Source organism: Duganella kummerowiae (assembly GCF_053572355.1).
In genome coordinates this window covers 62,235-89,228 of the sequence record NZ_JBKFEH010000024.1, presented here as the reverse complement: position 1 = coordinate 89,228, position 26,994 = coordinate 62,235, and the positions used below count along the sequence as shown (strand labels likewise).

General features: G+C 67.2%; 23 protein-coding genes. 13 read left to right on the top strand and 10 right to left on the bottom strand.

Annotated elements, in window-relative coordinates; genetic code table 11:
- The first annotated feature begins 7 nt into the window (after positions 1–7).
- Entirely contained in the window at positions 8–1,375 is a 1,368-nt protein-coding gene (locus ACLB1G_RS26215) for a cytochrome c (protein WP_491630206.1), read from the top strand.
- 34 nt (positions 1,376–1,409) lie between these two features.
- Here the strand turns inward: ACLB1G_RS26215 and ACLB1G_RS26210 are convergent, their stop codons facing one another.
- Together ACLB1G_RS26210 and ACLB1G_RS26205 are read right to left on the bottom strand one after the other, a co-directional pair.
- Positions 1,410–1,667, bottom strand: coding sequence for a DUF2442 domain-containing protein (locus tag ACLB1G_RS26210; RefSeq protein WP_491630205.1), 258 nt, complete (start codon positions 1,665–1,667; stop codon positions 1,410–1,412).
- A complete protein-coding gene (locus ACLB1G_RS26205; protein WP_491630204.1) occupies positions 1,668–1,928 on the bottom strand; it encodes a DUF4160 domain-containing protein in 261 nt (86 codons plus the stop codon). It lies immediately after the preceding gene.
- Positions 1,929–1,991: 63 nt separating this feature from the next.
- Between ACLB1G_RS26205 and ACLB1G_RS26200 the strand changes: the two genes are divergently transcribed.
- The 8 genes from ACLB1G_RS26200 to ACLB1G_RS26165 all read left to right on the top strand — a co-directional run bounded on the left by ACLB1G_RS26200 (position 1,992) and on the right by ACLB1G_RS26165 (position 9,834).
- Positions 1,992–2,543 (top strand): RNA polymerase sigma factor, encoded by a 552-nt coding sequence (locus tag ACLB1G_RS26200; RefSeq protein WP_491630203.1) that lies wholly within the window; start codon positions 1,992–1,994, stop codon positions 2,541–2,543.
- Positions 2,544–2,556: 13 nt separating this feature from the next.
- On the top strand, positions 2,557–2,856 hold the full coding sequence (locus ACLB1G_RS26195) for a hypothetical protein (RefSeq protein WP_491630202.1): 300 nt from the start codon (positions 2,557–2,559) through the stop codon (positions 2,854–2,856).
- Positions 2,849–4,096 carry an MFS transporter gene (locus ACLB1G_RS26190; protein WP_491630201.1) on the top strand — a complete coding sequence of 416 codons (1,248 nt, stop codon included), beginning with the start codon at positions 2,849–2,851 and terminating at the stop codon, positions 4,094–4,096. Before ACLB1G_RS26195 ends, ACLB1G_RS26190 begins: the two co-directional genes overlap by 8 nt.
- 131 nt (positions 4,097–4,227) lie before the next feature.
- On the top strand, positions 4,228–4,689 hold the full coding sequence (locus ACLB1G_RS26185; RefSeq protein WP_491630200.1) for a MarR family winged helix-turn-helix transcriptional regulator: 462 nt from the start codon (positions 4,228–4,230) through the stop codon (positions 4,687–4,689).
- 7 nt (positions 4,690–4,696) lie between these two features.
- A complete protein-coding gene (locus ACLB1G_RS26180) occupies positions 4,697–6,049 on the top strand; it encodes an MFS transporter (protein WP_491630199.1) in 1,353 nt (450 codons plus the stop codon).
- 10 nt (positions 6,050–6,059) lie between these two features.
- Positions 6,060–6,998 carry a LysR substrate-binding domain-containing protein gene (locus tag ACLB1G_RS26175; protein ID WP_491630198.1) on the top strand — a complete coding sequence of 313 codons (939 nt, stop codon included), beginning with the start codon at positions 6,060–6,062 and terminating at the stop codon, positions 6,996–6,998.
- Between the two features lie 108 nt (positions 6,999–7,106).
- Positions 7,107–8,393: a Glu/Leu/Phe/Val family dehydrogenase gene (locus ACLB1G_RS26170; protein WP_491630197.1), complete on the top strand. Its 1,287-nt coding sequence runs from the start codon at positions 7,107–7,109 to the stop codon at positions 8,391–8,393.
- 208 nt (positions 8,394–8,601) lie between these two features.
- Positions 8,602–9,834: a malic enzyme-like NAD(P)-binding protein gene (locus ACLB1G_RS26165; RefSeq protein WP_491630196.1), complete on the top strand. Its 1,233-nt coding sequence runs from the start codon at positions 8,602–8,604 to the stop codon at positions 9,832–9,834.
- 18 nt (positions 9,835–9,852) lie between these two features.
- On the opposite strand, the gene ACLB1G_RS26160 is transcribed toward ACLB1G_RS26165, so the two are convergent.
- The 5 genes from ACLB1G_RS26160 to senA form a co-directional block, all read right to left on the bottom strand.
- Positions 9,853–12,456, bottom strand: a complete 2,604-nt coding sequence (locus ACLB1G_RS26160; RefSeq protein ID WP_491630195.1) for a molybdopterin-containing oxidoreductase family protein — start codon at positions 12,454–12,456, stop codon at positions 9,853–9,855.
- Positions 12,457–12,487: 31 nt separating this feature from the next.
- Positions 12,488–13,183, bottom strand: coding sequence for a 4Fe-4S dicluster domain-containing protein (locus ACLB1G_RS26155; RefSeq protein ID WP_491630194.1), 696 nt, complete (start codon positions 13,181–13,183; stop codon positions 12,488–12,490).
- 176 nt (positions 13,184–13,359) lie between these two features.
- A complete protein-coding gene (locus tag ACLB1G_RS26150) occupies positions 13,360–14,964 on the bottom strand; it encodes a methyl-accepting chemotaxis protein (protein WP_491630193.1) in 1,605 nt (534 codons plus the stop codon).
- Between the two features lie 379 nt (positions 14,965–15,343).
- On the bottom strand, positions 15,344–16,621 hold the full coding sequence (locus ACLB1G_RS26145) for a Xaa-Pro dipeptidase (RefSeq protein ID WP_491630192.1): 1,278 nt from the start codon (positions 16,619–16,621) through the stop codon (positions 15,344–15,346).
- Positions 16,622–16,688: 67 nt separating this feature from the next.
- The gene (senA, locus tag ACLB1G_RS26140) at positions 16,689–17,900 is read right to left on the bottom strand and encodes a selenoneine synthase SenA (RefSeq protein ID WP_491630191.1); all 1,212 of its coding nucleotides are present in this window, start codon (positions 17,898–17,900) and stop codon (positions 16,689–16,691) included.
- 35 nt (positions 17,901–17,935) lie between these two features.
- Here senA and selD point away from each other — a divergent pair, with 35 nt between their 5' ends.
- Positions 17,936–18,985, top strand: a complete 1,050-nt coding sequence (selD, locus tag ACLB1G_RS26135) for a selenide, water dikinase SelD (protein WP_491630190.1) — start codon at positions 17,936–17,938, stop codon at positions 18,983–18,985.
- Positions 18,986–19,153: 168 nt separating this feature from the next.
- Here the strand turns inward: selD and ACLB1G_RS26130 are convergent, their stop codons facing one another.
- The gene (locus tag ACLB1G_RS26130) at positions 19,154–19,771 is read right to left on the bottom strand and encodes a hypothetical protein (protein ID WP_491630189.1); all 618 of its coding nucleotides are present in this window, start codon (positions 19,769–19,771) and stop codon (positions 19,154–19,156) included.
- 460 nt (positions 19,772–20,231) lie between these two features.
- On the opposite strand from ACLB1G_RS26130, the gene leuA reads away from it, so the two are divergent.
- The gene (gene leuA / locus ACLB1G_RS26125; RefSeq protein WP_491630188.1) at positions 20,232–21,932 is read left to right on the top strand and encodes a 2-isopropylmalate synthase; all 1,701 of its coding nucleotides are present in this window, start codon (positions 20,232–20,234) and stop codon (positions 21,930–21,932) included.
- Between the two features lie 244 nt (positions 21,933–22,176).
- On the top strand, positions 22,177–23,706 hold the full coding sequence (locus ACLB1G_RS26120) for a nitrilase-related carbon-nitrogen hydrolase (RefSeq protein WP_491630187.1): 1,530 nt from the start codon (positions 22,177–22,179) through the stop codon (positions 23,704–23,706).
- Here ACLB1G_RS26120 and egtB read toward each other — a convergent pair.
- Positions 23,628–24,881: an ergothioneine biosynthesis protein EgtB gene (gene egtB, locus ACLB1G_RS26115; protein ID WP_491630186.1), complete on the bottom strand. Its 1,254-nt coding sequence runs from the start codon at positions 24,879–24,881 to the stop codon at positions 23,628–23,630. The genes ACLB1G_RS26120 and egtB overlap by 79 nt on opposite strands.
- Before the next feature lie 5 nt (positions 24,882–24,886).
- A complete protein-coding gene (gene egtD, locus ACLB1G_RS26110) occupies positions 24,887–25,912 on the bottom strand; it encodes an L-histidine N(alpha)-methyltransferase (RefSeq protein ID WP_491630185.1) in 1,026 nt (341 codons plus the stop codon).
- 202 nt (positions 25,913–26,114) lie between these two features.
- Between egtD and ACLB1G_RS26105 the strand changes: the two genes are divergently transcribed.
- Entirely contained in the window at positions 26,115–26,990 is an 876-nt protein-coding gene (locus ACLB1G_RS26105; RefSeq protein WP_491630184.1) for a putative selenate ABC transporter substrate-binding protein, read from the top strand.
- Positions 26,991–26,994: the final 4 nt, after the last annotated feature.

The window sequence follows — 26,994 nt, the reverse complement described above, 5'->3', positions numbered from 1 at the left end:
GCGCGCCATGCACACCATATGGCTGTCCGCGCTGCTGACGGCGGTGGCGGCATGGGCCGCGCCGGCTCCGGCCGCTGCAACGGCCGCTACAACGGCCGCAACAACGGCCGATACCCAGCTGATACGGCAAGGCGCATACCTGGCCCGCGCCGGCGACTGCGCGGCCTGCCACACGGCTGCCGGCGGACAGCCGTTCGCCGGCGGTCTGGGGCTGGCCACGCCCATCGGCAAGGTGTACTCGACCAATATCACGCCGGACCGGGAGGCCGGCATCGGCAAGTGGAGCTTCCAGGACTTCGACCGGCTGATGCGAACCGGCGTCACGCCGGCCGGCTACACCGTGTATCCGGCCATGCCCTATCCGTCCTACTCGCGCCTGAGCGAGGCCGACATGAAGGCCCTGTACGCCTACTTCATGCAGGGCGTGGCGCCGGCCGCCACCAGCAACCGCAAGTCCGACATCCCATGGCCGCTGTCGCTGCGCTTCCCCCTGGCCGTGTGGCGCTGGATGTTCGCGCCCACGCCGCAGCCGCACACGGTGGCGGCCGGCGGCGACCAGCCCCTGCAGCGTGGCGCCTACCTGGTCGAAGGCCTGGGCCATTGCGGCGCCTGCCATACGGAACGCGGCCTGGCCATGCAGGAAAAGGCCCTGACCGGCCTGGGCAACAAGGATTACCTGGCAGGCGGCAGCGTGGTCGATGGCTGGAACGTGCCCTCGCTGCGCAACGAGCATGGCGGCGGCCTGGGCGGCTGGAGCGAGGCCGACATCGTGGCCTTCCTCAAGACCGGACGCAATGGCCACACGGCGGCGTTTGGCGGCATGAGCGACGTGGTGCGCCATTCCACCCAGTACCTGAGCGACGCCGACCTGGGCGCCATGGCGCGCTACCTGAAGTCGCTCCGGGCCAGCAACGGCGCGCCGCCGTTCCAGGGCGATCCGGCGGTGGCGCAGGCGCTGTACCACGGAAAGCCCGGTTCGGAGGGCGCGCTGCTGTACCTGAACAAATGCGCCGGCTGCCACCGCTCGGACGGCAAGGGCTACCAGCGCGCCTTCCCCGCGCTGGCGGGCAACGCCATCCTGCAGTCGCAGGACCCGACCTCGGCCATCAACATCGTGCTGTCCGGCAGCGCGGTGCCGGCCACGCATGGGGCGCCATCCTCGCTGGCCATGGCGCCGTATGCCGACCAGCTCAGCGACGAGCAGGTGGCGCAGGTGGTGAACTTCATCCAGCAAAGCTGGGGCAACCGGGGCGGCGCCACCAGCGCGCGCCAGGTCGCCAAGATCCGCAAGACCATCACGCCGTTGAAGCCGGCCGGCGCTGCGGCTTACGCGGCGGGACGGGCCGGCACGCTGCACCCGCCCGCGACGAAGTGAACCGCAACACCAACCGCCGTCCTGGCGGTTTTTTTCAGTCCAGTATCCACTCTCCATGGCGCGATATTTGTTCGTGCATCGCATCCGGCGCCAAATCAAGATCGCCGGGCCATGCAACCACGCCATCCATCACTGATACCCGGGCAAACTCCACCGGATCACTCAAGCGCGCAAAAACGCCACGGAATGCAGAAGGCAGGAATTTGACCACGCCCTCGGCACCGTCCCTGAATCGCACCCGGAAAGCATGCCTGCCTTCCAGCCTGACCTCGGTCACGTCCCAGTTCATCATTCACTCCAATGGCGGAACAGGATTCGGCGCCTGCATGTACTCGCACAAGCGCCAGTTTTCCAACAATTCGTCCTGATGCAGTTTAGCCCAGGCGGTGACCAGGCGCAGTTCCCTGCGCGGCAAGCGACCCTCCAGCAGGATCAGCTTCCTGATATCAAAGGTGGCTTTGCTGCCCGCATAATGGATATGGAAGTGCGGCGGCAAATGGTCGCGGAAAAACATTTGAATCACGATGCCATAAAAGACACTGATCGTAGGCATGGGTTCTCCCGAAAACTTTTCAACGGAACACAATATTCCGGACCGAGTAACGTCTACCAGTCTATGAGCGCATCAAGAACAACATCTGAGCAGGATCAGGACATCACCGCGACCGTGTTACAGGAACGCTCGCGGCTGGGCAGCTTCATCCGGCGCCGCGTCAGCGATCCGGGCGAGGCGGAAGATATCCTGCAGGAGGTGTTCTACGAGTTCGTGCAAGCCTACCGCTTGCCCGAGCCTATCGAGCAAGCCAGCGCCTGGCTGTTCCGCGTCGCGCGCAACCGCATCATCGACCGCTTCCGCAAGAAAAAGGAGGCGCCGCTGCCCGAACCATCCGGCGACGACGAGGACTACCACCTCGGCCTGCCCCTGCCGGCCGAGGATGGCAGCCCGGAACGCGCCTACGCCCGCACCTGCCTGCTGGACGCGCTGCAGGCCGCGCTGGACGAACTGCCGGCCAGCCAGCGCGAGGTCTTCATCGCCCACGAGCTGGAAGGCATGAGCTTCAAGGACATGGCCGCCGCCAGCGGCGTGCCCCTCAATACCCTGCTGGCCCGCAAGCGCTATGCCGTGCTGCATTTGCGCGGACGGCTCATCCACTTTTACCTAGATTGAAAGGAGCTTAGACATGAAACGCAAACTGTGGTTCATTCCCATCGCCCTGGCCGCCATCGCCATCCTGGGCGCCATCGTCATGCAGTTGTGGAACTGGGTGGTGCCCGCGCTGTTTGCCGGCGCCTCCCCACTCGACTACTGGCGCGCGCTCGGCTTGCTGGTACTATGCCGCATCCTGTTCGGCGGTTTCAAGGGACGGGGCGGCCACCGCGACTGGCAGCGCTGGAATGCGCTGACGCCCGAAGAACGCGAGCAATTCCGCAGCCGCTGGCGCGGACGCTTCCATCCATCCAAGGAACAACCTCATGTTTAAAAAAACCGGCGCCCCGGCGGCGCCCTTCTCGCCTTACCAGAAAAGCGTGGTGGCCATGCTGGCCTTCCTGCAATTCGCCGTGATCCTGGACTTCATGCTGATGTCGCCGCTGGGCGCCGTCATCATGCCCGATTTGCGCATCACGCCCACCCAGTTCGGCCTGGTGGTGTCGGCCTACGCGTTCAGCGCCGGCGCCTCCGGCCTGCTGACGGCCGGTTTCGCCGACCGCTACGACCGCAAGAAGCTGCTGCTGTTCTTTTACGGCGGCTTCATCGTCGGCACCCTGTGGTGCGGCCTGGCGCAAAGCTTCGAAAGCCTGCTGGCGGCGCGCATCTTCACCGGCCTGTTCGGCGGCGTGATCGGCTCCATCGTGCTGGCCATCTGCACCGATTTGTTCCCGCCCGAGATGCGCGGCCGCGTCATGGGCTCCATCCAGAGCGCTTTCGCGGCCAGCCAGGTGCTGGGCATCCCGGCCGGCATTTACCTGTCCAACCACTGGGGCTGGCACCTGCCCTTCATCGCCATGGCCGTGTTCGCGGCCGCCGGCGGGCTGGTGGTGGCGTGGAAGCTGGAGCCCGTCAACGCCCACCTGGGCAAGCCGCAGGAACACAGCGCGTTCATGCACCTGTTCCATACCGTGACCGAGCGGCGCTACCTGCTGGCCTTCGCCATCACCATGCTGCTGGCCACCGGCGGCTTCATGCTGATGCCCTTCAGCAGCGCATACATCGTCAACAACATGGGCATAGACTTGCACCACCTGCCCACGGTGTACCTGGTCACCGGCCTGTGCACCATTTTCGTCGGCCCCGTGATAGGCCGCGCCGCCGACGCCTACGGCAAGTTCCGCGTGTTCGTGGCCGGCACCATCCTGTCCATGACCATGGTGGTGATCTACACCCATCTGGGCGTGATCCCGCTGGCGCTGCTGGTGGTGGTCAACGCGCTGATGTTCGTCGGTATCTTCTCGCGCATGATACCGTTCCAGGCCATGATGGCTGGCGTGCCCACGCCCGGCCAGCGCGGCGCCTTCAGCGCCATCAGCGCCTCGCTGCAGCAGATCTCGGGCGGCGTGGCCTCGGTGCTGGCCGGCCACATCGTGCTGCAGGGCGCGGACGGCAAGCTGCAGCACTTCGACACCGTGGGCTATGTGGTGGTGGCCAGCGCCGTGGTATCGCTGGCCATGCTGTGGCGATTGCAGCGCCGCGCCGTGCCGGCGGCCCCCACCAAGCCTGCCTGACCAGGGCACGGTGCGGCGCACGTCGCCGTGCGCTGTAGCGTATATCCCACAGCCGGGCTTGCGCCCGGCTTTCTTATCAAGATATACTTGCGCACTCAAGCATTTATCAAACACCATACAAGGGAGACGCCATGAGCGAGATACGCGACACCGCCGCCGGCCCCAGCCTGGAATTCACCCTGCGCCTGGCGCGCGCGCAAGCGACGCTGGTGCGGCGCCTGGACCAGGTGCTGGGCGGCTACCACGGCATCAGCTTCAACGATTTCATGCTGCTGTATTACCTGAACCGCGCGCCCGGCGGCCGCCTGCGCCGGGTCGACCTGGCCGAGCGCCTGGCCCTGACCGCCTCCGGCGTCACCCGCTCCCTGCTGCCGCTGGAGAAAATCGGCCTGGTCGAGCGCCAGCAGGATCCGCGCGACGCGCGCGTCGGCTACGCGGCCATCACGGCCACCGGCCAGGAATTGCTGCTCAACGCCCTCACCGTGGCCGACCAGATCAGCAAGGACTTGCTGCGCAGCTGCCCGCCCGCCCAATTCGATGCGCTGAGCCAGGCCCTGGGCCTGATCGCCGGCATGAACGCCGCCAACAGCTGAGGACCACATGAGCGATACCCAACCGGCCGCGCGCCCCGATCTCAAGCGCGACGCCAACTTCCAGTGGCTGATGCGCGGCGGCGTGGTCTCCATGCTGGGCGACCAGCTGACCATGGTGGCCCTGCCCTGGCTGGTGCTCAGGCTGACCGGCGATCCGCTGGCCCTGGGCCTGGCGGTGGCGCTGATGGCCATCCCGCGCGCCGTCTTCATCCTGATCGGCGGCGCCCTGGTGGACCGCTATTCGCCCAAGCGCGTGCTGATGCTGTCCAAGTACGCCAGCGCCGTGCTGCTGGCCATTCTGGCCGCGCTGCTGCTGGCCAACCGGCCGGGCGCCGAATACCCGCTGGGCGGCGCCGCCACCATCTCGCTGGCCCTGTCGCCGCACGGCATGCTGCTGGCCGTGTATGCGCTGGCCCTGGCGCTGGGACTGGCGCAGGCCTTCGGCATCCCGTCCGGCACCTCCATCCTGCCGCGCGCCGTGGCGCCGGCGAACCTGCAGGCCGCCAACGGCATGCTGATGGGCATGCGCCAGTTGACCATGCTGGCCGGTCCGCTGCTGGCGGCCGCCCTGCTGGCCGTCGCCGGCGACGGCAGCGGCGCAGGCGCTGGCACCGGTGGCGACCTGCGCGGCCTGGCCTGGGCTTTTGCCCTGGACTGCCTGAGCTTCGTGGTCTCGGCCTGGACCCTGTCCAAGGTGACGGTGCCCGAACTGGCCGCGAAACCGCAGGATACGCCCTCCGTGCTGCGCTCGGTGGGCGCCGGGCTGCGCATGGTGTGGGACGATGCCGCCATGCGCCTGTGCTTCATCTACTGGGGCACGGTCACGCTGTTCATCGGCGGCGCCATGCAGGTGGCCCTGCCCATCCTGGCCAGCGAGCGCTTGGGCGGGGCCTCGGCGCTGGGCATGCTGATGGGCGCGCACGGCGCCGGCACCCTGCTGGGCATGGCGCTGGCGTCGCAGGGGGCGGGACTGCAGCGCGCCCTGGGCTTCGGCACCATGATACTGGCGGTGGACGCCGTGGCCGGCCTCCTGGTGATGCCGCTGGGCGCCATCCATGCGGCCTGGCAGGGCATGGCGCTGCTGCTGGCGCTGGGCCTGCTGACCGGCTTCGTGCAGGTGGCCGTGTTCACCTGGCTGCAGCAGCGCGTGCCGCCCCACATGATGGGCCGCGCCATGAGCATCTTCATGTTCATCTTCATGGGCATGGCGCCGTTGTCGTCCGCGCTGGCCGGCTGGGTGCTGACCCGTGTATCGCTGGAGCAGCTGTTTGCCGGCGGCGGCGTGATCCTGGTGCTGCTGTCGCTGTCGGCCTATCTGTTCACGCCCATGCGCGCCATCCGCGCGGGCCAGGCGCAATAAGGAGGCGCGCATGGAAACCAAATGGCTGGAAGACTTCATCTCGCTGGCCGAGACCAACAACTTCAGCCGCTCGGCGGCGCTGCGCCACGTGACCCAGCCAGCCTTCTCGCGCCGCATCCAGTCGCTGGAGAGCTGGCTGGGCACCGACCTGGTGGACCGCACCTCCTATCCCACCAAGCTGACCCCGGCCGGGGTGGTGTTCTACGAGCAGGCGCTGGAAATGCTGGCCCAGATCAACGGCGCGCGCGACATGCTGCGCAACAAGCGCGCGGCGGCCCAGACCAGCATCGACATCGCCGTGCCGCACACGCTGTCGCTGACCTTCGTGCCGAAATGGCTGACCGCGCTGGAACGCGACTTCGCCCCCATCAGCTGCCGCCTGATGGCGCTCAACGTGCACGACGCCGTCATGCAGCTGGTCGATGGCGGTTGCGACCTGGTGCTGTGCTACCACCATCCACGCCAGCCGGTGCAGCTCGATCCGGGCCGCTACGACATGCTGGTGCTGGGCCATGAATCGCTGCGCGCCTACGCCCGCTGCGGCCGCAACCGCGTGCCGGAATATACGCTGCCCGGCACCAAACGCGCCCCGCTGCCCTTCCTCTCGTACACCCACAGCGCCTACCTGGGCCGCATGGTGGACCTGATCCTGGCCGACACCAAGACCCAGCTGCACCTGGAGCCGCTGTACGAAACCGACATGGCCGAAGGCTTGAAGATGATGGCGCTGGAGGGCCACGGCATCGCCTTCCTGCCCGAATCGGCGGTGCTGCGCGAGCTGAAGGCGAAACAGCTGGCGCGCGCCGACGAGCGCACCCCGGGCTGCGAAATCGAGATGGAAATCCGGCTCTACCGCGAGCGCGCCAGCGAACAGCGCCGCGCCAAGCCCATCGTCGACCAGTTGTGGAAGTTTCTTAGCTCGAAGACAAACTATGCAGGAAATGCATAGTTGGATGCGCACACAGCATTGGCGGTGAAAATGGCTCCCGGCCTATGATTCGGCTCACCACGGCGCGGCCACGAGCCGCGCGGGTCCACGTATCCAAGGAGCCATAGCATGACCACCCAACACGCACTGCCTTCCTACCTCAACGCCGACGATCTCGGCCCATGGGGCGTCTACCTGCAGCAAATCGACCGCGTCACGCCGCACCTGGGCGCCCTGTCGCGCTGGGTCGAAACCCTGAAGCGGCCCAAGCGCATCCTGACCGTGGACGTGCCGATCGAGCGCGACGACGGCAGCATCGCCCACTACGAGGGCTACCGCGTGCAGCACAACATGTCGCGCGGCCCGGGCAAGGGCGGCGTGCGCTTCCACCAGGACGTGACCCTGTCCGAAGTGATGGCGCTGTCGGCCTGGATGACGGTCAAGAACGCGGCCGTGAACGTGCCCTACGGCGGCGCCAAGGGCGGCATCCGGGTCGATCCCAAGACCCTGTCGCGCGGCGAACTGCAGCGTTTGACCCGCCGCTACACCAGCGAGATCAGCCTGATCATCGGCCCCAACAAGGACATCCCGGCGCCGGACGTGAATACCAACGAGCAGGTGATGGCCTGGATGATGGATTCCTACGCCATGATAGAAGGTAACCTGTCGACCGGGGTGGTGACCGGCAAGCCGATCTCGCTGGGCGGCTCGCTGGGCCGGCGCGAAGCCACCGGCCGCGGGGTGTTCGTGGTGGGTCGCGAAGCCGCCGCCAAGCGCGGCGTGGCGATCCAGGGTGCGCGTGTTTGCGTGCAAGGCTTCGGCAACGTGGGCGGCGTGGCCGCCACCATGTTCGCCGAGGCCGGCGCCAAGGTGATCGCGGTGCAGGACCACACCGGCACCGTGGTGCACCAGGGCGGCCTGGACATCGCCCGCCTGCACCGGCACGTGGCCGAGTGCGGCAGCGTGACCGGCTTTGCCGGCGCCGAAGCCTTCCTGGGCCGCGACGCCTTCTGGGACGTGGAATCGGACATCCTGATTCCGGCCGCGCTGGAACAGCAGATCACGGCCGCCAACGCGCCGCGCATCCGCACCAGGATCATCCTGGAAGGCGCCAACGGCCCGACCACGCCGCAGGCGGACGACATCCTGACCGACAAGGACGTGCTGATCGTGCCCGACGTGCTGGCCAACGCCGGCGGCGTGACGGTCAGCTATTTCGAGTGGGTGCAGGACTTCTCCAGCTTCTTCTGGAGCGAGGACGAAATCAACGCCCGCCTGACCCGCATCATGCAGGACGCCTTCAACGCGGTGTGGGACGTGGCGCAGGACAAGAAGGTCACGCTGCGCACCGCCACCTTCATCCTCGCTTGCACGCGCGTGTTGCAGGCGCGCGAAGTCCGCGGCCTCTACCCCTAAGCGGCCCTTGCCCGGTGACCGTGGCGCCGTAGCAGCGCTTCGCCTTGCGGGCGCAACCTCTTCGGCGCCCCGGCCTGCGCCCGGCCACGATTTTCAACCAGCGGCTTAAAGTATCTTACAATGTGTTGTTTTCAGCGCTCGCCCCGGCCGCTGCCGGGGCGGGCGTTGTCGTATCAGCAGCTACCAAAAAGAACAGCGAGGACCATCAATGAGCAGCATCGAACAAAAAGCACTGGCCTATCACCGCGCCGGCGCACCGGGCAAGATCGCCATCGAAGTGACCAAGTCGGTCGCCACCCAGGACGACCTGGCGCTGGCCTATTCGCCCGGCGTGGCCGCGCCCTGCGTGGAGATCAACCGCGAACCCGCGCGCGCCTACGACTACACTGCCAAGGGCAACCTGGTGGGTGTGATCACCAACGGCAGCGCGGTGCTGGGACTGGGCAATATCGGCGCCCTGGCCGGCAAGCCCGTCATGGAAGGCAAGGTAGTCCTGTTCAAGAAGTTCGCCGGCATCGACGCCTTCGACATCGAGATCGACGAGAGCGATCCGGACAAGCTGGTCGACATCATCGCCTCGCTGCACCCTACCTTCGGCGGCATCAACCTGGAAGACATCAAGGCGCCCGAGTGCTTCTACATCGAACGCAAGCTGCGCGAACGCCTGGCCATCCCGGTGTTCCATGACGACCAGCACGGCACCGCCATCGTGGTCGGCGCCGGCCTGCTGAACGCGGTCGAGATGAGCGGGCGCGATATCTCCACCGTGAAAATCGTGTGCTCGGGCGCCGGCGCCGCCGCCATCGCCTGCCTGGAACTGATGCTGGACCTGGGCGCGCGCCGCGACAATATCTACGTCTGCGACAGCCGTGGCGTGCTGACCCGCGCGCGCCAGCTGGACGGCGAAAAAGCCGCATGGGCGCAGGACACCGAGGCCACCACCCTGTCCCAGGTGATGGAAGGCGCCGACGTGTTCCTGGGCGTGTCCGGCCCCGGCGTGCTGTCGCAGGCCGACGTGCAGAAAATGAAGCCTCAGCCCATCGTGTTCACCCTGGCCAATCCGGAACCGGAGCTGCGCCCGGAACTGGTGCGCGAAGTAGCGCCGGACGCCATCATCGCCACCGGCCGTTCCGACTACCCGAACCAGATCAACAACGCGCTGTGCTTCCCCTACCTGTTCCGCGCCGCGCTCGACAGCGGCGCCCGCGCCATCAACCAGGAAATGAAGCGCGCCTGCGTGGTGGCGCTGGCCGACATGGCGCGCAGCGACGCCCGCTTCGGCAAGGACTACATCGTGCCCGGCCTGCTAGACCCGCGCCTGCTGGGCGGCGTCACGCCCAAGATCGCCACCGCCGCCTGGCGCAGCGGGGTGGCGCGGCGCGAGCTGGTGGAGGCCGAATACGCGGCCGACCTGGCAGAGCGCGCCGAATCGCTGCTCTGATCCAGCGTTCCCGGCCACTCAGGCCGGACCGGACACCTTGCGCAGCGAGCACACGGTGTCGTACCAGGCCTGCATGCCCACCAGCGGCTGCGGGTTGATCGGCAGGATGGCGTTGATGTTGTAGCCATTACCGCGTCCGCCCCGGGCGCGGTCCCACCAGACTCCCGCGTTCAGGTCGTCGTCCGGCTGCTCGCCGCCGTAGGCCTGCGCGGCCGAGGGGGACAGGCCGTGCGCCGCCGCCTCGGCGCGCCGGCCGGCGCGGCCCTCGGCCGAGCGCCCGCCGCTGATCCAGCCCAGCGAATTGGACACCGCCAGCACGCGTGGATGAATGCCGTCGGTGACCAGCACGCGCAGGCGCGCCGATCCGATCGCCTCCCCGCTGCCCCGGTAGGCCTGCTGGCCGGCGCCGGCGCCGGAGCGCGGCCGGTAGGTCGTCACTTCCACCCAGTCGCCATTGTTCAGGCGCAGCTTGCGGGCGGTGGCGCTGTTGATCCACATCGGGTTGTCATGCACGATCTCGGCCAGGTACTTCTGCGACGCCGTGCGGCCCTGCGTATGCACATTCCATTTGAACGACGTCAGGATGTAGCGGTCGTCAGGCAGGTCGCGGTGCGACGGGATGGCCTGGTAGGAGGGCATGCCGTCATCCTCGATGGACAGCTTGCGCGCCACAGCGCTGACCTCGGGCGCCAGGATTTCGAAGCGGCGCGAGGGCGTGGCGAAGCCGCGCACCGCCGTCCCGCCAGCCATCAGGCCGATGGCCACTTCCTTGCCCTTGTCGTTGGCGCGGTAGATCACGCCGCTGGCGGCGTCGGTGCGCGCGCCCTCCAGCGCCCGGGCCGGCAGCGGCCTGGCAAACACCTCGAAGGCCTTGGGCGCGGAGCGGTCCACGTGCACCCCGTAGTGCTTCATGTACTCGAAGCCATCCTTGAACTGCCTGCCATCGGGACCGCTGGTGGGCAGCCTGGAACACTGGGTGCGCACGAAGTCCTGGTGGCTGCCGAACTGGAAATACCTGGCCTGGTCCGGCCCCAGGCGGCGGCCGATCTCGAACAGGCTGTCGGCGAAGCTGACCGCCTCGCCCGGCGGCGCCACCACCGGCTGGCGCAGCGTGACGTAGTGCTGCAGTTCCAGGTTGTTGCGGATGTCCATGCCCCAGCGCTCCAGGAAGGCGGCGTCCGGCAATATCAGGTCGGCGTAGTGCGCGGTTTCCGAATAAATGATGTCCGAGCAGGCGTGGAAGGGGATCAGCTTCTCGTCCTTGAGCACCTCCACCGTGGTGGAGCGCCCTTCCGGCCAGGTCATGGGCGAAGCCAGCGTGTAGCTGAGGTAGACCTCCAGCCTGGCGCGCCCCTGGCGCAGGTAATCGTACACCACCTGCCCCACCTTCATCTTCTGCCAGCGGTTGGCCAGCGGCCATTCCGGCGGGTCTTCCAGGTCGGTGCGCACCTTGGGCGCCGGCGGCGCCGGCTGCGGCAGCGGATAGCGCTCGGCCGACAGCTTCTCGTCCAGGCCGTAGCAATAGCCGCCCGGACGCCCCACCGATCCCACCAGCGCGTTGAGCATCACCACCGCGCGTTCGGCGTTGAAGCCGTTGTAGTGGGCGCCCGTGCCACGGTTGCTGAAGGCGGCCACCGCAGGGCGGCGCGCGGCGAACTCCAGCGCCAGCCGCTCGATGTCGGCGGCGGCGATGCCCGACAGGCCGGCCGCCCAGGCTGGCGTATAGTCCTTCAGCCAGGCGCGTATGGTGTCCAGCCCCGGCTGCACGTAGCGCTCGATGAATTCGCGGTCCACCTGGTTCTCGCGCACGATCACATGCGCCATGGCCAGCGCCAGCGCGCCCTCCGTGCCGGGGAAGGGCTGGTGCCATTCGTCGCTGCGGCCGGCCGTGTTGGACAGGCGCACGTCGAAGGTGACCAGCTTGGCGCCATGGTCGAAGCGCGCCTTGACCACGCGGCTGGCCAGGTGCAGGCCGCCCTGGTGGGCCTCGTAGAAATTGGAGCCGAAGTTGAGGAAGTAGCGGCAGCGCTCGGCGTCGATGGATTCCCAGTCGGTGTCGCCCAGCGACACGTAGTTGGCGGCGCGCTTGTTGGACGAGCACAGCGCCCGGTGGTTCAGCTGCACCGGCGACCCGATGGCGGACAGGAAGCGGTTGATCTCGGCGTCGATGCGCGAACGGCCCTGGTGCAGCGCCACCCACTCCGGGTGCCCGGCCTCCACGCAGGCGCGGATGCGGGCCGCGATGTCATCATAGGCCTCGTCCCAGCTGATGCGCTTCCACAGGCCCTGGCCACGCGCCCCGGCCCGCTTGAGCGGATACAGCAGCCGCTCCGGATAATCGTTGATGGTGGGCGCCGACTGGCCCTTGGCGCAGGTCATGTGGCTGCCCATGTTGGGGTCGAGCGGATTGCCGCGTATCTTGATCACCTTGCCATTGTCGACGAAGGCCTCGATGCCGCACACGGTGGAGCAGTTCAGGCACACGGTGGCGACCCGGCGCGCCTTGCGGTAGTCATTGCGCACCTTGCGCCGGACGCCGTCCGGCAGCGCGCGGTAGTTCATGGCGGCGGCCGGCGCCAGCGAGATCAGCTCCCCCAGCCCCAGGCCGGCCATGGCGGCCATGCCGCTCCTGAAAAAAGTCCTGCGGTCCATGTCAGCGCCCCTTCCCTGCGGGCAGCCGCGTCCAGGTATCGGCCTCGTAGGATTCCGGCTCGTGGTTGCGGCCCTTGGGGAGCTTGCGTTCCATCTCGCGCGGGACCACGCCGCCCAGGCCGCGGTACTGCACCTGCGGCAGGGTCTTTTCCTCCGGCTTGAGCACCGACAGCTGGCCGCGGCTGCGCGCCAGGAAGGTGCTGACCGGGCTATCCGGGACGTTCAGGTCGCCGAAGGCGAACACGCCGCCGGGACAGGCTTCCACGCAGGCCGGCTCCATGCCGGCGTCCAGCCGGTGGCTGCAGAAATCGCACTTGTCGGCGATTTGCGCCACCGGATCGATATGAATGGCGCCATAGGGACAGGCCTTGATGCAATCCCTGCTACGGTCGCATTCGGATTCCAGGATGCGCAGCACGCCATCGGGGCCGCGTTCGATGGCGTCATTGGGACAGGCCTCCAGGCAGGGCGCGTCCGCGCACTGCATACACAGGGCGGGCAGGAAGGCGCGCCGCGTGGTCGGCTTGTGGTTGTACGGATTGAGCGCAGGGTAGTCGTAGTAATAGACCTTGGTACGGAAATGGCCCAGCGAGACCGAGTTTTCGACCTTGCAGGCTACGGAACAGGCGTGGCAGCCTATGCAGCGCTCCAGGTCCAGTGCCATGCCCCAGCGCGGGGTGGTGCGTGTGTTATCCATATGCGGCGGCTCCAGGAAAGTAGCCTGCCATGCTACCCATGCCTGGGCCGCGCGGCAAGCGCCAGGCTGCCGATAGTCAGCGCCGCACCACGGGCGCCGTAGCAGACTCCCCCTCCGGACTACTCCTGCGCACTACTCTTGCCGACTCCCCTTGCGGGCGCGGCCGCCATCCTTGGCTAGCCGTTGGCGCCCAGCCGCAGCTGCCCGCGCGGTGCGGCGCGGGCCGGCCCGGAGGCATCCAGCTTGAACACGCCCACCAGTCCGGCCAGGCCGGCGGCCTGGTCCTGCAATTCCTGCGCAGCGGCCGTGGCCTGTTCCACCAGCGCCGTGTTCTGCTGGGTCATGCTGTCCATTTCCACCAGCGCACCGTTGACGTCCTCGATACCCCGGGTCTGCTCGACGCTGGCCGAGCTGATCTCCCCCATGATGCCGGTGACGCGCTTGACGCTGTCCACCACGGCATGCATGGTGGTCCCGGCCTGCGCCACCAGCTCGGCGCCGGTGCCGACCTGGCGTACCGAATCGTCGATCAGCAACTTGATTTCCTTGGCGGCCGTGGCCGACCGCTGCGCCAGGGTGCGGACCTCGGAAGCGACCACGGCGAAGCCGCGTCCCTGCTCGCCGGCCCGCGCCGCCTCCACGGCCGCGTTCAGGGCCAGGATATTGGTCTGGAAGGCGATCCCGTCGATGACGGAAATAATGTCGGTGATTTTCTTCGAGGAGGCATTGATCGAGTCCATGGTTTCGGTCACCTGAGCCATCACGCGGCCGCCCTGTTCCGACACCTGGGACGCCGTCTGCGCCAGGCCGTTGGCCTGCTGTGCATTGCCGGTGTTCTGGCGCACCGCGGAGGTCAGCTCTTCCATGGCGGCCGCCACGCGCGACAGCGCCTGCCCCTGGTGCTCGGTGCGGTCCGACAGTTCCTGGTTGCCGCCGGCGATCTCGGCGGAGGCCGACGCCATGGAGTCCGTGCCCTGGCGCACCTGGCCGACGATACGGGCCAGGTTGTCGCGCATGGTCTTGATTGCCTGCAGCAGGCTGCCCTGGTCGTTGTCCTTGAGCTGCACCTCGACCGCCAGATCGCCCTGGGCGATGCGGCCGGCGATGTCGGCCGCGTAGGCCGGTTCGCCGCCCAGCTGGCGCAGCAGCATGCGGGTAAACAGCGTGGCGATCAGCAGGCAGGCCAGCAGCGTGATGCCAGCCAGGGCCACGATCCAGCGCTGGGCGCTCTCGGCGTTGGCGTCGGCCAGCGCGCTGGCCTGGTCCGACTCCTTCTGCAAATGCGCCACCATGCCGCCGATGTCGGCAACGATGCGGCGCCGCAGCGGGCTGCACTCATTGACGAGGAAATGGCCGAAGGCCTCCATCTGGCCGGACTCGCGCAGCTGGCGCGGGCGCTTGAGCGCCTCGGCCATCTCCAGCAGGCCGGCACGCACCTTGGCAAAGGCCGGGTCATTGCCAAAATCAGGCGTCATTTTTTCCAGCGCCGCCAGATAGATGCCTTTTTGTTCATCGAGGATGGCCAGTTCGCGGCGCGCATCGGCGGCATCGCTGAAGATATAGGCATTGCGCGCGGCCAGACCGGTCTGGTCCAGCGCCTCCCGCGCCACGTACAGCGGCGCCAGCTTGGTGTCGACCAGCTTGTCCTGCGCCTTGAAAGTGTCTGCAATCGACGACATGCGGCCCACCGCAAAGCTGGCCACGACCAGCATGAGCAGCACCAGCGCGCCAAAACTGAGGGACAACTGGGTGCCCACCTTTAATTTCCTGAACCAATCCATGATTTTCCTAACTATGGGGCGCCATGCGGCGCCTGCGGCGAGCATCGCGTACAACTGTTAATGGGAGAGGAAAGCGGGAGGCAATGAGCCGGCAGGTTAAGCGGGCTGATCGGGAAAGTGATGCGCGGGGCGGCCGGCGGGGGATTGAGGCGGCGATTTCTTTACCTGCTTTCGATGTGAGGAATTATCCATGACTTATTTCAGCAAGGCAATTTAAATCTGCGAGATTCTCACCAAATATCACTATCGGGCCGATAGCGCCGCCCTAAGAACCCGTTTCAAAATGACCATGGCGTCGTTACGGCTCCTAGCCGTGCAGGCGCACTGTCTTCGTCGCCGTGCCTAGCCCTGCTCATTTTGAAACGGGTTCTAAGGCCCTTCAACGGCGTATCACCGTGCCGCCTTTCATGACGAAACTCACCCTGGTCAATTCGCTGACGTCGGCCAGAGGGTCGCCCTGCACCGCGATGATGTCGGCGAACTTGCCGGCCGCAATGGAGCCCACTTTATCCTTCCAGCCCAGCAGGTCGGCGGCGTTGACGGTGGCGGCCTGGATGGCCTGCATGGGCGTCATGCCGTACTTGACCATGTAGGCGAACTGGCGCGCATTGTCGCCGTGCGGATAGACGCCGGAATCGGTGCCGAAGGCCATTTTCACGCCGCCCTTGTAGGCCTTGCGGAAGTTATCGCGCTGCAGCTGGCCGATCACCTTTTCCTTGTCTATGGTTTCCTGCAGCATGCCGGCCTTGATGCCTTCCTGCAGGATGTAGTCATCGTTATAGATGTCCATCACCAGGTAGGTGCCCTTCTCGCGCGCCAGCTTGATGCCCTCGTCGTCGATCAGGCTGGCGTGTTCCACCGAGTCCACACCGGCCAGGATGGCGTCGCGGATGGCGCTGGCGCCGTGCGCGTGGGCCGCCACCTTGCGTCCCAGCTTGTGGGCCTCGCCGACCAGGGCCTGCATCTCCTCCAGCGTGTACTGCTGCGCGCCCGGCTCGTCGCCCTTGGACATGACGCCGCCCGAGGCGCACACCTTGATCACGTCGGCGCCGTACTTGGCCATCTCGCGTACCTTGGCGCGCGCTTCCCACGGGCCGTCGGCCACGCCGCGACCGGTGACGTTCATTTCCGGCGGCAGCAGGTTCTCGTCGCAGTGGCCGCCCTTGATGCCGATGGCGTAGCCGGCGGTGCGCATGCGCGGGCCGGGGAAGTCGCCGTCGTTGATGGCGTCGCGCAGGGCCACGTCGCCGAAGCCGCTGGCGCCCACGTTGCGCACCGTGGTGAAGCCCGCCTCCAGCGTCAGGCGCGCGGCGCGCACGCCGTACAGGGCGGCGCGGGTGTCGGAGACGCCCAGGCCGTTGTAGCCGTGGATGGCGGCGTCGCCGGTCAGGTGGGTGTGCATGTCGATCAGGCCGGGCAGCACGGTGGCGCCGGACAGGTCGATCAGCTGCGCACCGGCCGGGACCACGGCCTGGGCGCTGGGGCCGACCGAGACGATACGCTCGCCGCGGATGACGATGGTCTGGTCGTTCAGCACGGCGGCGCCGGCCACGTCCACCAGTTTGCCGGCGCGGATGGCGACCACCTGCTCCGCCGCCAGCGCCGCGCTGGCGGCGCACAGGAAGGAAATGGCCGTTACAAGAGACTTCAATTTCATGGAGATGCGCCTTCAGTGAGTGTGGATGACCCTCCGAGCATAGCAGAACGCCATGCGCCAGCGCTACTCAGCCCGGCCAGGCGCAGGTGCGGAAACCTGCATAGATATCGTCGCGTTCCGGGACCAGGAAACGGCGCATGGCAGCGTCCCGCAAGCGGGCCGGCGTGGCCCAGGACGCGCCACGCAGCACCTGGTGGCTGCCGAAGTGCGGCACCGAATATTCGCGCCAGCGGTCCGGCGCGAAGCCCGGATAAGGCTCGAATGGCGACGAAGTCCATTCCCACAATGCGCCCCAGCGCCAGGCGGCGTGGCCGGAACGGGCCGCGTATTCCCACTCGGCCTCGGTGGGCAGGCGGCGGTTGGCCCACATGCAATAAGCCTGGGCCTCGTACAGGCTGATATGGCGCACCGGGGCGGAGCCGGCCAGGGTATGCGGGCGGCCGAAGCGCAAGGTGCGCCACTGGCCGCCCTCGCGCTGCCAGTAGCGCGGCGCCGAGCGCTCCTGGGTCATCAGCCAGCTGGCCCCGGCCTGGCTCCACCAGCGGCGCTGCTGGTAGCCGCCATCGGCGACGAAATCGGCATACTGCTCGTTGCTGACCAGGGCCGTGGCGATGGCAAATGGCGCGACGCGGACAGTGTGCGCCGGACGCTCGTTGTCGAAACTGAAGCCGGGGCCCGCGCCGCCCAGCTGCACGGCGCCGCCGGGGAAGGCGACATCGCCAGGCGCCGCCAGCGCCAGCTCCGCCTCGCCGCTGCGCACCGGCGCTTCCAGGCCCAGCTCCTGCAGGATGCACAGCAGCGCCTCGCCGCGCATGTCCTCATGCGCCAGCGCCAGCCGGTAGGGATACAGGGCGTCATCGCTGTCCGCCTCGCGCGCCAGGCGGTCCAGCACCCGGTCCAGCACCTCGCCGGCATAGGTGCGCAGGGCGCCGGGCGTAGGCAGGTCCAGGTTCCAGCGGCTGCGATGCGGCACGGTGTTGGCGTCGAACCAGTCGTCGCCCTTGGCCAGCAGCGAGTGGCCGTCGGCGTCGGCAGGATGGCTGGACGCGGCCTGGCGCAGGATGAACCACTCGGCGAACCAGGCCACCCGGCCCAGCTCCCACAGCGGCGGATCATAGTGCGGCAGGCGCGTCAAGCCGCGCGGGGCGTCCAGGCCGGCGGCGGCAAAACAGTCCAGCAGGGCCAGCGTATAATCTCGCGCATGCCGCAGCGCCTGTGCCAGCTGCCGCGGCCCTGCGGTCCGGAACGACGCCTGATGGGTGGAATGAGGATCATGCATGGCCCATTGTAGCTTTTCTTCCGAGGATACCGAACATGAGTAGTGGACCGATCAAACTGACCTCTTTTTCCCACGGCGGCGGCTGCGGCTGCAAGATCGCGCCCGGCGTGCTGTCGGAGATATTGAAAAGCTCCAGCGGCTTCCCGGTGCCCAGGGAACTGCTGGTCGGGATCGAAACCTCGGACGATGCGGCCGTGTACCAGCTCAATGACGAGCAAGCCCTGATCGCCACCACGGACTTCTTCATGCCCATCGTGGACGACCCCTACGACTTCGGCCGCATTGCCGCCACCAACGCCATCTCCGACGTGTACGCCATGGGCGGCACGCCCATCATGGCGCTGGCCCTGGTCGGCATGCCGATCAACAAGCTGCCGATCGACACCATAGGCCAGATCATCAAGGGCGGGGAATCGATCTGCGCCGAAGCCGGGATACCGATTGCGGGCGGCCACACCATCGATTCCGTGGAACCCATTTATGGCCTGGTGGTGATGGGGCTGATCCATCCGTCCAAGGTCAAGCGCAACGCCGACGCCCGGGCCGGCGACGTGTTGGTGCTGGGCAAGCCGCTGGGCGTGGGCGTACTGTCGGCGGCATTGAAAAAAGGCCAGCTGGACGCGGACGGCTACGCCGCCATGGTGGCCAGCACCACCAAGCTGAACAAGCCGGGACAGGGCTTGTCGCAGCTGGCGGGCGTGCATGCGCTGACCGACGTCACCGGTTTCGGGCTGCTGGGCCATTTGCTGGAAATCGCGCGCGGTTCCGGGCTGCGGGCGCGGCTGGAGATGTCGCGCATCCCGCTGCTGCCGGGCGTGGAGCAGCTGGCGCGCGACGGCTTTTTCACCGGCGCTTCCGGCCGCAACTGGGAGGCCTACGGCAAGGACGTCACGCTCGCTCCGGAGATCAGCGCGGCGCAGCACGCCCTGCTGACCGACCCGCAAACCTCGGGCGGCCTGCTGGTCTCCTGCGACGCCGCCAGCGTGGAAGACGTGCTGGCCCTGTTCAGGCGCGAAGGCTTCGAGGCCGCCGCCGTGATCGGCCACCTCGAACCAGGCACACCCGGCATCGACGTCACCCCCTGAGCCCTCCGGTATCTCCACCGGTGTCTACCCGTGGGTGCCCCCCCTGGGTGTCCACCCCCGGGTGTCCCCCCGGGTGTCAGATCTGCCATTGGTACATGAGTCCGCCTTCCGCAGGCAGGCCCATGTACCAATGGCAGATCTGACACCGGGGGTGTGGACACTGTTTTTTCATTTCGGCAGCAGGTGGCGGAAGGTGGGTTCGATGTTCCTGGAATGCAGGTGGCGGATGATGTCTTCCAGCGTGGCGTCCTTGAGCAGCAAGCCGTCCGGCGCCACGGCCGCAACGGCCGCGAGCGGCGCCGGCGCGGCGGCCTGGGGACGCAGCTGATTCAAGGCTTGCGCTAACTGCGCCGCCGTGATGCTGTCCAGGCCTTCAAGGAATCCCAACTGGCCTGCCTCAGGCGGTTCCATGTCCAGTCCGGCCACATCGGCAAACGATGCACCCATGCCGGGGTGGATAAACGCCGCCCACAGGCCGGTGGATGGATGCAGGCGCGGCGGCAGCTGGTCCGCCGCGGGCATGTCCACATCCACGCCATAGCACTGGCGCAGCAGGCGCGCCAGCTCGTCCGCCTGCGGCGCCGCCAGCGGCTCGGCCAGCGACAGCCACAGCCCATAGCTGCTGGCGCCGTCGATGCTGACCGCCGGCGCGGGCCAGCCCAGTTCATGCTGCAAGGCGTTGGCCACCTCGCACAGCTGCTCCCAGTGCGCCCCTTCCTCCGCCTCGCTACGACGGCGAAAGGCCAGGCGCAGCACGCGCGTGCCGGCCGCGGGGACGTCGGTCATGTATAACCTGCGCAATTCCGCGAGTAGTTTCTGCATGTCTAAGTATTCCATGGTGTGCGTTGCGATCCGGCCGATATTATGCATGAAAGCAAAGATTAGCTTGACACCCGGCACCGCCATCTCTTACATTTCATGGACTATGATCTCGCATCTGCACCTATCCACTTTCCTGCTACCGTCTGCCGGCGCCCTATCGCTAGCAGCGCGTCCCCTAGCACGCGCCTGATCCGCGCTCCAGCTGTACCCCCTGCCCGGCCACAAGCCCGGCGAGTCTTCAAAATCAGGAAAGTTTGCAACGATGTCCACGCTTATCCGTGCCACGCCGCGCACCATGCGCACCCTGCTGCTACAACTACCGATCGGTTGCCTGGCCTAGTGTCCCGTGGCCGCCCGGCAGCCTGTAGCCACATCGTACGCGCCACCGCCGCGCCCCTATTTTGAATCGACCCAGGAGTACCCCATGATGCTGCAGAACCCTTCCACCAAGTACCGCGCCTTCCCCGCCGTCCAGTTGTCCGACCGCCAATGGCCGAACAACATCATCACCAAGCCGCCTATCTGGATGAGCACCGACCTGCGCGACGGTAACCAGGCCCTGATCGAGCCCATGAGCGTGGAAAAGAAACTGCGCTTCTTCGACCTGCTGGTCAAGATCGGCCTGAAGGAAATCGAAGTGGGCTTCCCCTCGGCCTCGCAGACCGACTTCGACTTCGTGCGCAAGCTGGTGGACGAGGGCCGCATTCCGGACGACGTGACCATCATCGTGCTGACCCAGTCCCGCGATGAACTGATACGCCGCACCGTGGCTTCGGTGGCCGGCGCCAAGCGCGCCATCGTCCACCTGTACAACTCGGTGGCCCCGGTGTTCCGCAAGGTGGTGTTCGGCATGTCGCGCGAGGAAATCACCAACATCGCCACCACCGGCACCCGGCTGGTGAAAGAGCTGACCAAACAGCACCCGGAAACCGACTGGCATTTCGAATACACCCCCGAGTCCTTCTCCACCACGGAACTGGACTTCTCCAAGCATATCTGCGACGCCGTGATCGCCATCTGGGAACCGACCCCGCAGAAGAAAATGATCATCAACCTGCCCTCCACCGTGGAGTGCAGCACCCCCAATGTGTACGCCGACCAGATCGAATGGATGTCGCGCAAGCTGTCACGCCGCGATTCGCTGATCATCAGCGTGCACCCGCACAATGACCGCGGCACCGCCGTGGCCTCGGCCGAACTGGCCGTGATGGCCGGCGCCGACCGCGTCGAGGGCTGCCTGTTCGGCAACGGCGAACGCACCGGCAACGTCGACCTGGTAACCCTGGCGCTCAACCTGTACACCCAGGGCGTGCACCCGGGCCTGGACTTCTCCGACATCGATGAAGTGCGCAAGGTGGTCGAGGAATGCAACCAGTTGCCGGTGCACCCGCGCCACCCCTACGTGGGCGACCTGGTGTTCACGGCCTTCTCCGGCTCGCACCAGGATGCGATCAAGAAGGGCTTCGCCCAGCAGCAGCCGAACGCGATCTGGGAAATCCCCTACCTGCCGATCGACCCGCAGGACCTGGGCCGCAGCTACGACGCCGTGATCCGCGTGAACAGCCAGTCCGGCAAGGGCGGCATGTCCTACCTGCTGGAACAGGAATACGGCCTGGTGCTGCCGCGCCGCCTGCAGATCGAATTCAGCCGCGCGGTGCAGGCCGAGACCGACGCCACCGGCCTGGAAATCAACGCCGAGGGCATACACCGCATCTTCAGCCGCGAATACTTCGAGCAAACCGTGCCCTACGCCTACAGCGCGCACAAGCTGACCGAGGACACCAGCGCCGACGAAACCGTGCAGATCGACGTCACCCTGAATCACCGCGGCGCCCCGCTGGCCCTGCAGGGCGGCGGCAACGGCCCGATCGACGCCTTCGTCAACGCGCTCGGCCTGGACGTGCGCCTGATGGACTACCACGAGCATTCGATCGGCTCCGGCGCCAACGCCAAGGCCGCCTGCTACGTGGAACTGCGCCTGGACAACGGCCCCACACTGTTTGGCGCCGCCATCGACAGCAACATCGTGACCGCCTCCTTCAAGGCCGTGCTGAGCGCCGTGAACCGCCAGCTCAAGGCCAAGGAAGCTGCGGGCGCCCAGCAGCAGGCCGCCACCGCCGCCTGATCCGCAGCCAGGCCGGCAAGCTGCGCAGCGGCCTGGCCAGCCGCTTGCCCCGCAACCTGGCCGGCAACTTGGCGAGAACCCTGGCCGGTAAGCTGTTCAGCCGCCTGGTGAGCAGCCTGGCCTGCATCCTGGCCAGCCGCCCGGCCAGCGGCGATTGCCGCCGTAGCGCCACGTGCGGTGCGGCGGCTGGCGCCACGCCACAGCTTTTTCTCCCGCCAGCCGCGATTGGACTTACAATCGTGGCATGTCAAATCACCACCATCCCCTGCCCTGGCTGACGCGCAACCGGCGTCTGGCGGCGGCGCTTGCCATCGGCATCGCGCTGCGTTTCGTGGTGGGACTCGATCCCGTCTGGTGGATGGCCTGGCTGGCCCCGGTTCCGCTACTGGCCCTGGCGCTGCGCTCCAGCACCGTGCAGGCGCGCCGCACCACGCTGCTGGCGGCCCTGGTCGGCGCCAGCGCCAACCTGCCCTACTTCCTGGTCGTGATGCCGGTCCACTACGCCGTGCTGGCCATGCTGGGCCAGGCCGCGCTGTGGCTGGTGGTGGTGATGCAAACGCGGCGCTTCGTGCTGCGCCACCAGGCCTGGTGGACCGTGTTCGCCTACCCGGTGCTGTGGACCGCCATCGACACCCTGCTGGCGGCCCTGCTCCCGGACGGCAACTGGGGCGGCCTGGGTTACACGCAGGCCGGCTTCCTGCCGGTGCTGCAGCTGGGCGCCCTGGCCGGCACGGCGGGACTGATATTCGCCATGTCGCTGTTCGCCTCGTCCATGGCGTTCGGGATCGCCTTCAGCCCGCGCGGCGGCGCAGGCGGGGCCATCCCGCACAGCTGGGCCGCGCGCATGCTGGCGCTGTTGGTCGTAATGGCCACCCTGGGCTATGGCGTGCAGCGCCTGAAAGCCCCCACCGACGGCCACACCATCGTGTACGGCCTGGCCGCCATCGACGACCCGATCGGCATGCGCGCCACCCCGGCCTACACGGCGCCCATCTGGCAGCAGTATGAACGCCACATCGAACAGCTGGCGGCGCAGGGGGCGCAAGTCATCCTGCTGCCCGAGAAAATCGCCCTGATGACGCCGCAAAAAGCCGTGGAAGCGCGGCGCCACTTCGAATCGGTGGCGGCGCGCCTGCATGTGTGGATCGCCATGGGCGTGGGCACCGAGGATGGCGCCACGCGCCTGAACCTGGCCTGGCTGCTGTCGCCGCAGGGCGGCATCGCGGCCGACTACCAGAAGCATTTCCTGGCGCCGCCCGAGCGCGACTCGGGGCACAACTTCCTGCCCGGCTCCGGCTACGCCCAGCACACCATGGGCGGCATCAGCCACGGCCTCGCCATCTGCAAGGACATGCACTTCGCCACCCTGGGCCGCGACTACGGCCAGCGCGGCGCCGAGGCCATGCTGGTGCCGGCCTGGGACTTCGGCATCGACGGCAGGCTGGCCACCGCCATCACCCTGCTGCGCGGCGTGGAAAACGGCTATACCGTGGTGCGCAACGCGCGCGAGGGCGAGCTGGCCGTGACCGATCCCTACGGCCGGGTGCTGGCGCGCCGGGACAGCGCCTTCATGCCGGGCAGCGCGCTGCTGGCGCGCGTGACGGTGCCGCCCCAGGTGGACACCGTGTACACCCGCTACGGCAACGTGCTGGGCTGGCTGTGCGTGCTGCTGGCGGCGCTGGCCCTGGTCTGCCCTCAGCTGTGGGCGGCCTGGCGCGCCAGCCGGATGCCGGTGAACTGCCAGCGCGCCGAGGCCGGGAAGAAATTGCGGTAAGTGGCGCGCGCATGCCCGGCCGGGGTGGCGCAGGATGAGCCGCGCAGCACGTACTGGTTGACCATGAACTTGCCGTTGTACTCGCCCAGGGCGCCGGCGGCGGCCTGGAAACCGGGATACGGCGCGTAGCTGCTGCTGGTCCACTGCCAGCACTGGCCGAACAGCTGGCGCAAGCCTTCTCCACTGGCCCCGGCCGGATGCAGTCCGCCCACCTCGCACGGCAGGCCGGAATCCAGCGTTTGCCCGGCCACTTCCCATTCCGCCTCGGTCGGCAGGCGCGCGCCGCGCCATTGCGCATAGGCGGCCGCCTCGAACAGGGAAATATGGGTGACGGGCCGGTTCGCGTCCAGTGGCCCGGCGCCGTGCAGCGTGAATTCGCTCCAGGCGCCGTCCGCGCCCCGCAGCCAGTAGATGGGCGCCTGCAGGGCTTGCGTGCGTATCCAGTCCCAGCCCTCGGCCAGCCACAGGTCGGCGTTGGTATAGCCGCCGGCCTCGATGAATTCCAGGTATTCGCCATTGGTCACCAGGCGCGAGGCCAGCTCGAACGGCGCCACGTACTGGCGGTGGCGCGGCTGCTCGTTATCGAAGCAGAAGCCCTTGCCGCCGTAGCCGATGTCCACCAGGCCGCCCTCGAACGGCAGCCATTCCAGCGCCGGCGCGGCGGCGGCGCGGGGCAGCGGTGTATCCAGGTAGGCCGGCAGCAGCTCGCTTTGCGCCAGCAGGTGCTTGACGTCGGTCAGCATCAACTCCTGGTGCTGCTGCTCGTGCTGCAGGCCCAGGGTGACCAAGGTATGCAGTCCGGCGTCCGGCCCGTGCGCCAGCAGGCGGGCGATGCGGGCGTCGACATCGGCGCGGTAGGCCTTCACTTCGGCCAGCGAGGGCCGCGTCAGCAGGCCGCGCTTGGGGCGCGGATGCTTCTCGCCTATGCCGTTGTAATAGGAATTGAACAGCACCCGGAAAGCCGGATGGAAGGGCCGGAAATCCGGCTCCATGCGCTCCAGGATGAAGGTCTCGAAGAACCACGTGGTGTGCGCCAAATGCCACTTGATCGGGCTGGCGTCCGGCATGGACTGCGCGCAGCAATCCTCGTCGCTCAGGGGTTCGGCCAGCGCCAGCGAACGGCGGCGCACGGTCTGGTACAGCGGCGCCAGGCCGCCCAGGGGATGCATGTCCATGGTGTTCAGTCCTGCATGGCGTGGGCGTGGATGACGGCAAACCAGCCCTGCGGATCGGTCCACACCTTGTTGGCGGCAAAGCCGCCGCGCTCCAGCAGGCCAAGGAACGACGAGCGGGTGTACTTGTAGCTGTCCTCGGTGTGGATACGTTCGCCGCGCGCAAAACGGCGTTCGCCGCCCACCCAGCGCACCGTCAGCGCCTCGCGCGCTTCCAGGTGCATCTCGATACGGCTTTCCACCTCGTTGAAATACGCGTGGTGCTTCCACTGGCGCACCTCGAAGTCCGCGCCGGCCAGGTGGTTCAGGTGGCGCAGCAAATTCAGGTTGAAGGCGGCCGTCACGCCGATGGCGTCGTCGTAGGCCGCATCCAGTACCTCGCTGTCCTTGATCAGGTCCACGCCGATCAGCAGGCCGCCGCCCTCGCCCGCGTTGGCGCGCAGGCCGCCCAGGAAGGCGATCGCGTCCCGGGGGGCGAAATTGCCGATCGATGAACCGGGGTAGAAGAACAGGCGGCGCTTGCCGCGCACACTGTCCGGCAATTCGAAGCCGTTGGAAAAATCCAGGCCCAGCGCCGTCATCTCGATGTCAGGGAAGCGCTGCTGCAGGCGCTCCACGGCGTCGGTGAGGAAATCGCGCGAGATATCGACCGGCACATATTGCGCGGGTCGGAGCAGCGGGAACAGGCTGGCGGCCTTGGCGCAATTGCCCGCGCCCAGGTCGATCAGCGCGCTGCCGGCGCCGATTTCGCGCACCATGTCGGCGCCGTTGCGCCTGAAAATACCGGCTTCAGTGCGTGTGGGATAATACTCGGGCAGTTCGCAAATGGCTTCGAACAGTTTCGAGCCCAGGCTGTCGTACAAATACTTGGGCGAGGTATGGGCCGAGGGCGCCAGCAGGCCGGCGCTGATTTCGGCAATGACGGCGGCGCTACCATGGGCCGCGCGCGGCTCCGGTGGCAAGGTCGTGCGCGAGGGCTGGCCATGTGCGGCTGGCGAAACGGCACGAGTCGCCACGGAGCTGGTCATCTGCATAAAGTCCCCTGTATAGGTAGTAATGGCGGCAATTGCGCTGACGGCAAGAACGGCCGCGGCCGCCCTGCTGTGGATGCCAATTTTGTTATCATAGCTGAATATCCGTTTTCACAGAGGTGCGCCAGCTAACCGTGCGCCCACGGAAAACTGGTGCTGCGTTCAAGATTCACAATTCCAAACCAAGAATAAGGATTACACCCTCATGACTATCTCCTTCCTGCGCAAACTGGTAACGGCGGGCTGCGGCGCCGCCCTGATGCTGGCCGCCGCGCACAGCCAGGCCCAATCGTCGTCCGGCGTGTTCCGCGTGACCGCCATCCCCGACGAGGCCCCGACCGAACTGCAGCGCAAGTTCAAGCCGCTGGGCGAATACCTGGAGAAGAAGATAGGCATGAAGGTGGAGTTTACGCCGGTGACCGACTATGCCGCCTCTGTCGAAGGCCTGATCACGCGCAAGGTCGACATGGTCTGGTTCGGCGGCTTCACCTTCGTGCAGGCCAAGGAACGCAGCAAGGGCACAGTGACGCCGCTGGTGCAGCGCGCCGAGGACGAAAAATTCCGCTCCGTGTTCATCACCACCAACAAGGACATCCACAAGCTGGAAGACTTGAAGGGCCGCACCCTGAGCTTCGGTTCCGAGTCATCCACCTCCGGCCACCTGATGCCGCGCTCCTTCCTGCTGGCCGCGAAAATCAATCCGGACACCGACCTGAAACGCATCGCCTTCTCCGGCGCGCATGACGCCACCGTGGCCGCCGTGGCCGGCGGCAAGGTGGACGCGGGCGCCCTGAACATCTCGGTGTGGGAAAAGCTGGTGGCCGAGAAAAAGGTCGATCCCAACGTGGTGCGCGTGTTCTACACCACCCCGCCCTACTACGATTACAACTGGACCGTGCGCAGCGACATCAATCCCGAGTTGAAGAAAAAGCTGACCGACGCCTTCCTGGCCCTGGATCCCAAGAAGCCTGAGGACAAGGCGATCATGGACCTGCAGCGCGCCTCCAAATTCATCCCCACCAAGCCCGAGAACTACACCGCTATCGAGGCAGCCGCCAAGAACGCCGGCCTGCTGAAGTAAGTTC

Bases quoted from the DNA above. Each gene is read 5' to 3' on its own strand.
- egtB (WP_491630186.1), bottom strand. From the start codon at position 24,881: ATGGACATGCATCCCCTGGGCGGCCTGGCGCCGCTGTACCAGACCGTG.
- ACLB1G_RS26160 (WP_491630195.1), bottom strand. From the start codon at position 12,456: ATGGCCGCCATGGCCGGCCTGGGGCTGGGGGAGCTGATCTCGCTGGCG.
- ACLB1G_RS26120 (WP_491630187.1), top strand. From the start codon at position 22,177: ATGTCAAATCACCACCATCCCCTGCCCTGGCTGACGCGCAACCGGCGT.
- ACLB1G_RS26175 (WP_491630198.1), top strand. From the start codon at position 6,060: ATGGAAACCAAATGGCTGGAAGACTTCATCTCGCTGGCCGAGACCAAC.
- leuA (WP_491630188.1), top strand. From the start codon at position 20,232: ATGATGCTGCAGAACCCTTCCACCAAGTACCGCGCCTTCCCCGCCGTC.
- ACLB1G_RS26130 (WP_491630189.1), bottom strand. From the start codon at position 19,771: ATGACCGACGTCCCCGCGGCCGGCACGCGCGTGCTGCGCCTGGCCTTT.
- ACLB1G_RS26165 (WP_491630196.1), top strand. From the start codon at position 8,602: ATGAGCAGCATCGAACAAAAAGCACTGGCCTATCACCGCGCCGGCGCA.
- ACLB1G_RS26210 (WP_491630205.1), bottom strand. From the start codon at position 1,667: ATGATGAACTGGGACGTGACCGAGGTCAGGCTGGAAGGCAGGCATGCT.
- ACLB1G_RS26150 (WP_491630193.1), bottom strand. From the start codon at position 14,964: ATGGATTGGTTCAGGAAATTAAAGGTGGGCACCCAGTTGTCCCTCAGT.
- ACLB1G_RS26155 (WP_491630194.1), bottom strand. From the start codon at position 13,183: ATGGATAACACACGCACCACCCCGCGCTGGGGCATGGCACTGGACCTG.
- ACLB1G_RS26215 (WP_491630206.1), top strand. From the start codon at position 8: ATGCACACCATATGGCTGTCCGCGCTGCTGACGGCGGTGGCGGCATGG.
- ACLB1G_RS26180 (WP_491630199.1), top strand. From the start codon at position 4,697: ATGAGCGATACCCAACCGGCCGCGCGCCCCGATCTCAAGCGCGACGCC.
- ACLB1G_RS26185 (WP_491630200.1), top strand. From the start codon at position 4,228: ATGAGCGAGATACGCGACACCGCCGCCGGCCCCAGCCTGGAATTCACC.
- ACLB1G_RS26195 (WP_491630202.1), top strand. From the start codon at position 2,557: ATGAAACGCAAACTGTGGTTCATTCCCATCGCCCTGGCCGCCATCGCC.
- ACLB1G_RS26205 (WP_491630204.1), bottom strand. From the start codon at position 1,928: ATGCCTACGATCAGTGTCTTTTATGGCATCGTGATTCAAATGTTTTTC.
- ACLB1G_RS26170 (WP_491630197.1), top strand. From the start codon at position 7,107: ATGACCACCCAACACGCACTGCCTTCCTACCTCAACGCCGACGATCTC.
- selD (WP_491630190.1), top strand. From the start codon at position 17,936: ATGAGTAGTGGACCGATCAAACTGACCTCTTTTTCCCACGGCGGCGGC.
- ACLB1G_RS26105 (WP_491630184.1), top strand. From the start codon at position 26,115: ATGACTATCTCCTTCCTGCGCAAACTGGTAACGGCGGGCTGCGGCGCC.
- senA (WP_491630191.1), bottom strand. From the start codon at position 17,900: ATGCATGATCCTCATTCCACCCATCAGGCGTCGTTCCGGACCGCAGGG.
- egtD (WP_491630185.1), bottom strand. From the start codon at position 25,912: ATGCAGATGACCAGCTCCGTGGCGACTCGTGCCGTTTCGCCAGCCGCA.
- ACLB1G_RS26200 (WP_491630203.1), top strand. From the start codon at position 1,992: ATGAGCGCATCAAGAACAACATCTGAGCAGGATCAGGACATCACCGCG.
- ACLB1G_RS26145 (WP_491630192.1), bottom strand. From the start codon at position 16,621: ATGAAATTGAAGTCTCTTGTAACGGCCATTTCCTTCCTGTGCGCCGCC.
- ACLB1G_RS26190 (WP_491630201.1), top strand. From the start codon at position 2,849: ATGTTTAAAAAAACCGGCGCCCCGGCGGCGCCCTTCTCGCCTTACCAG.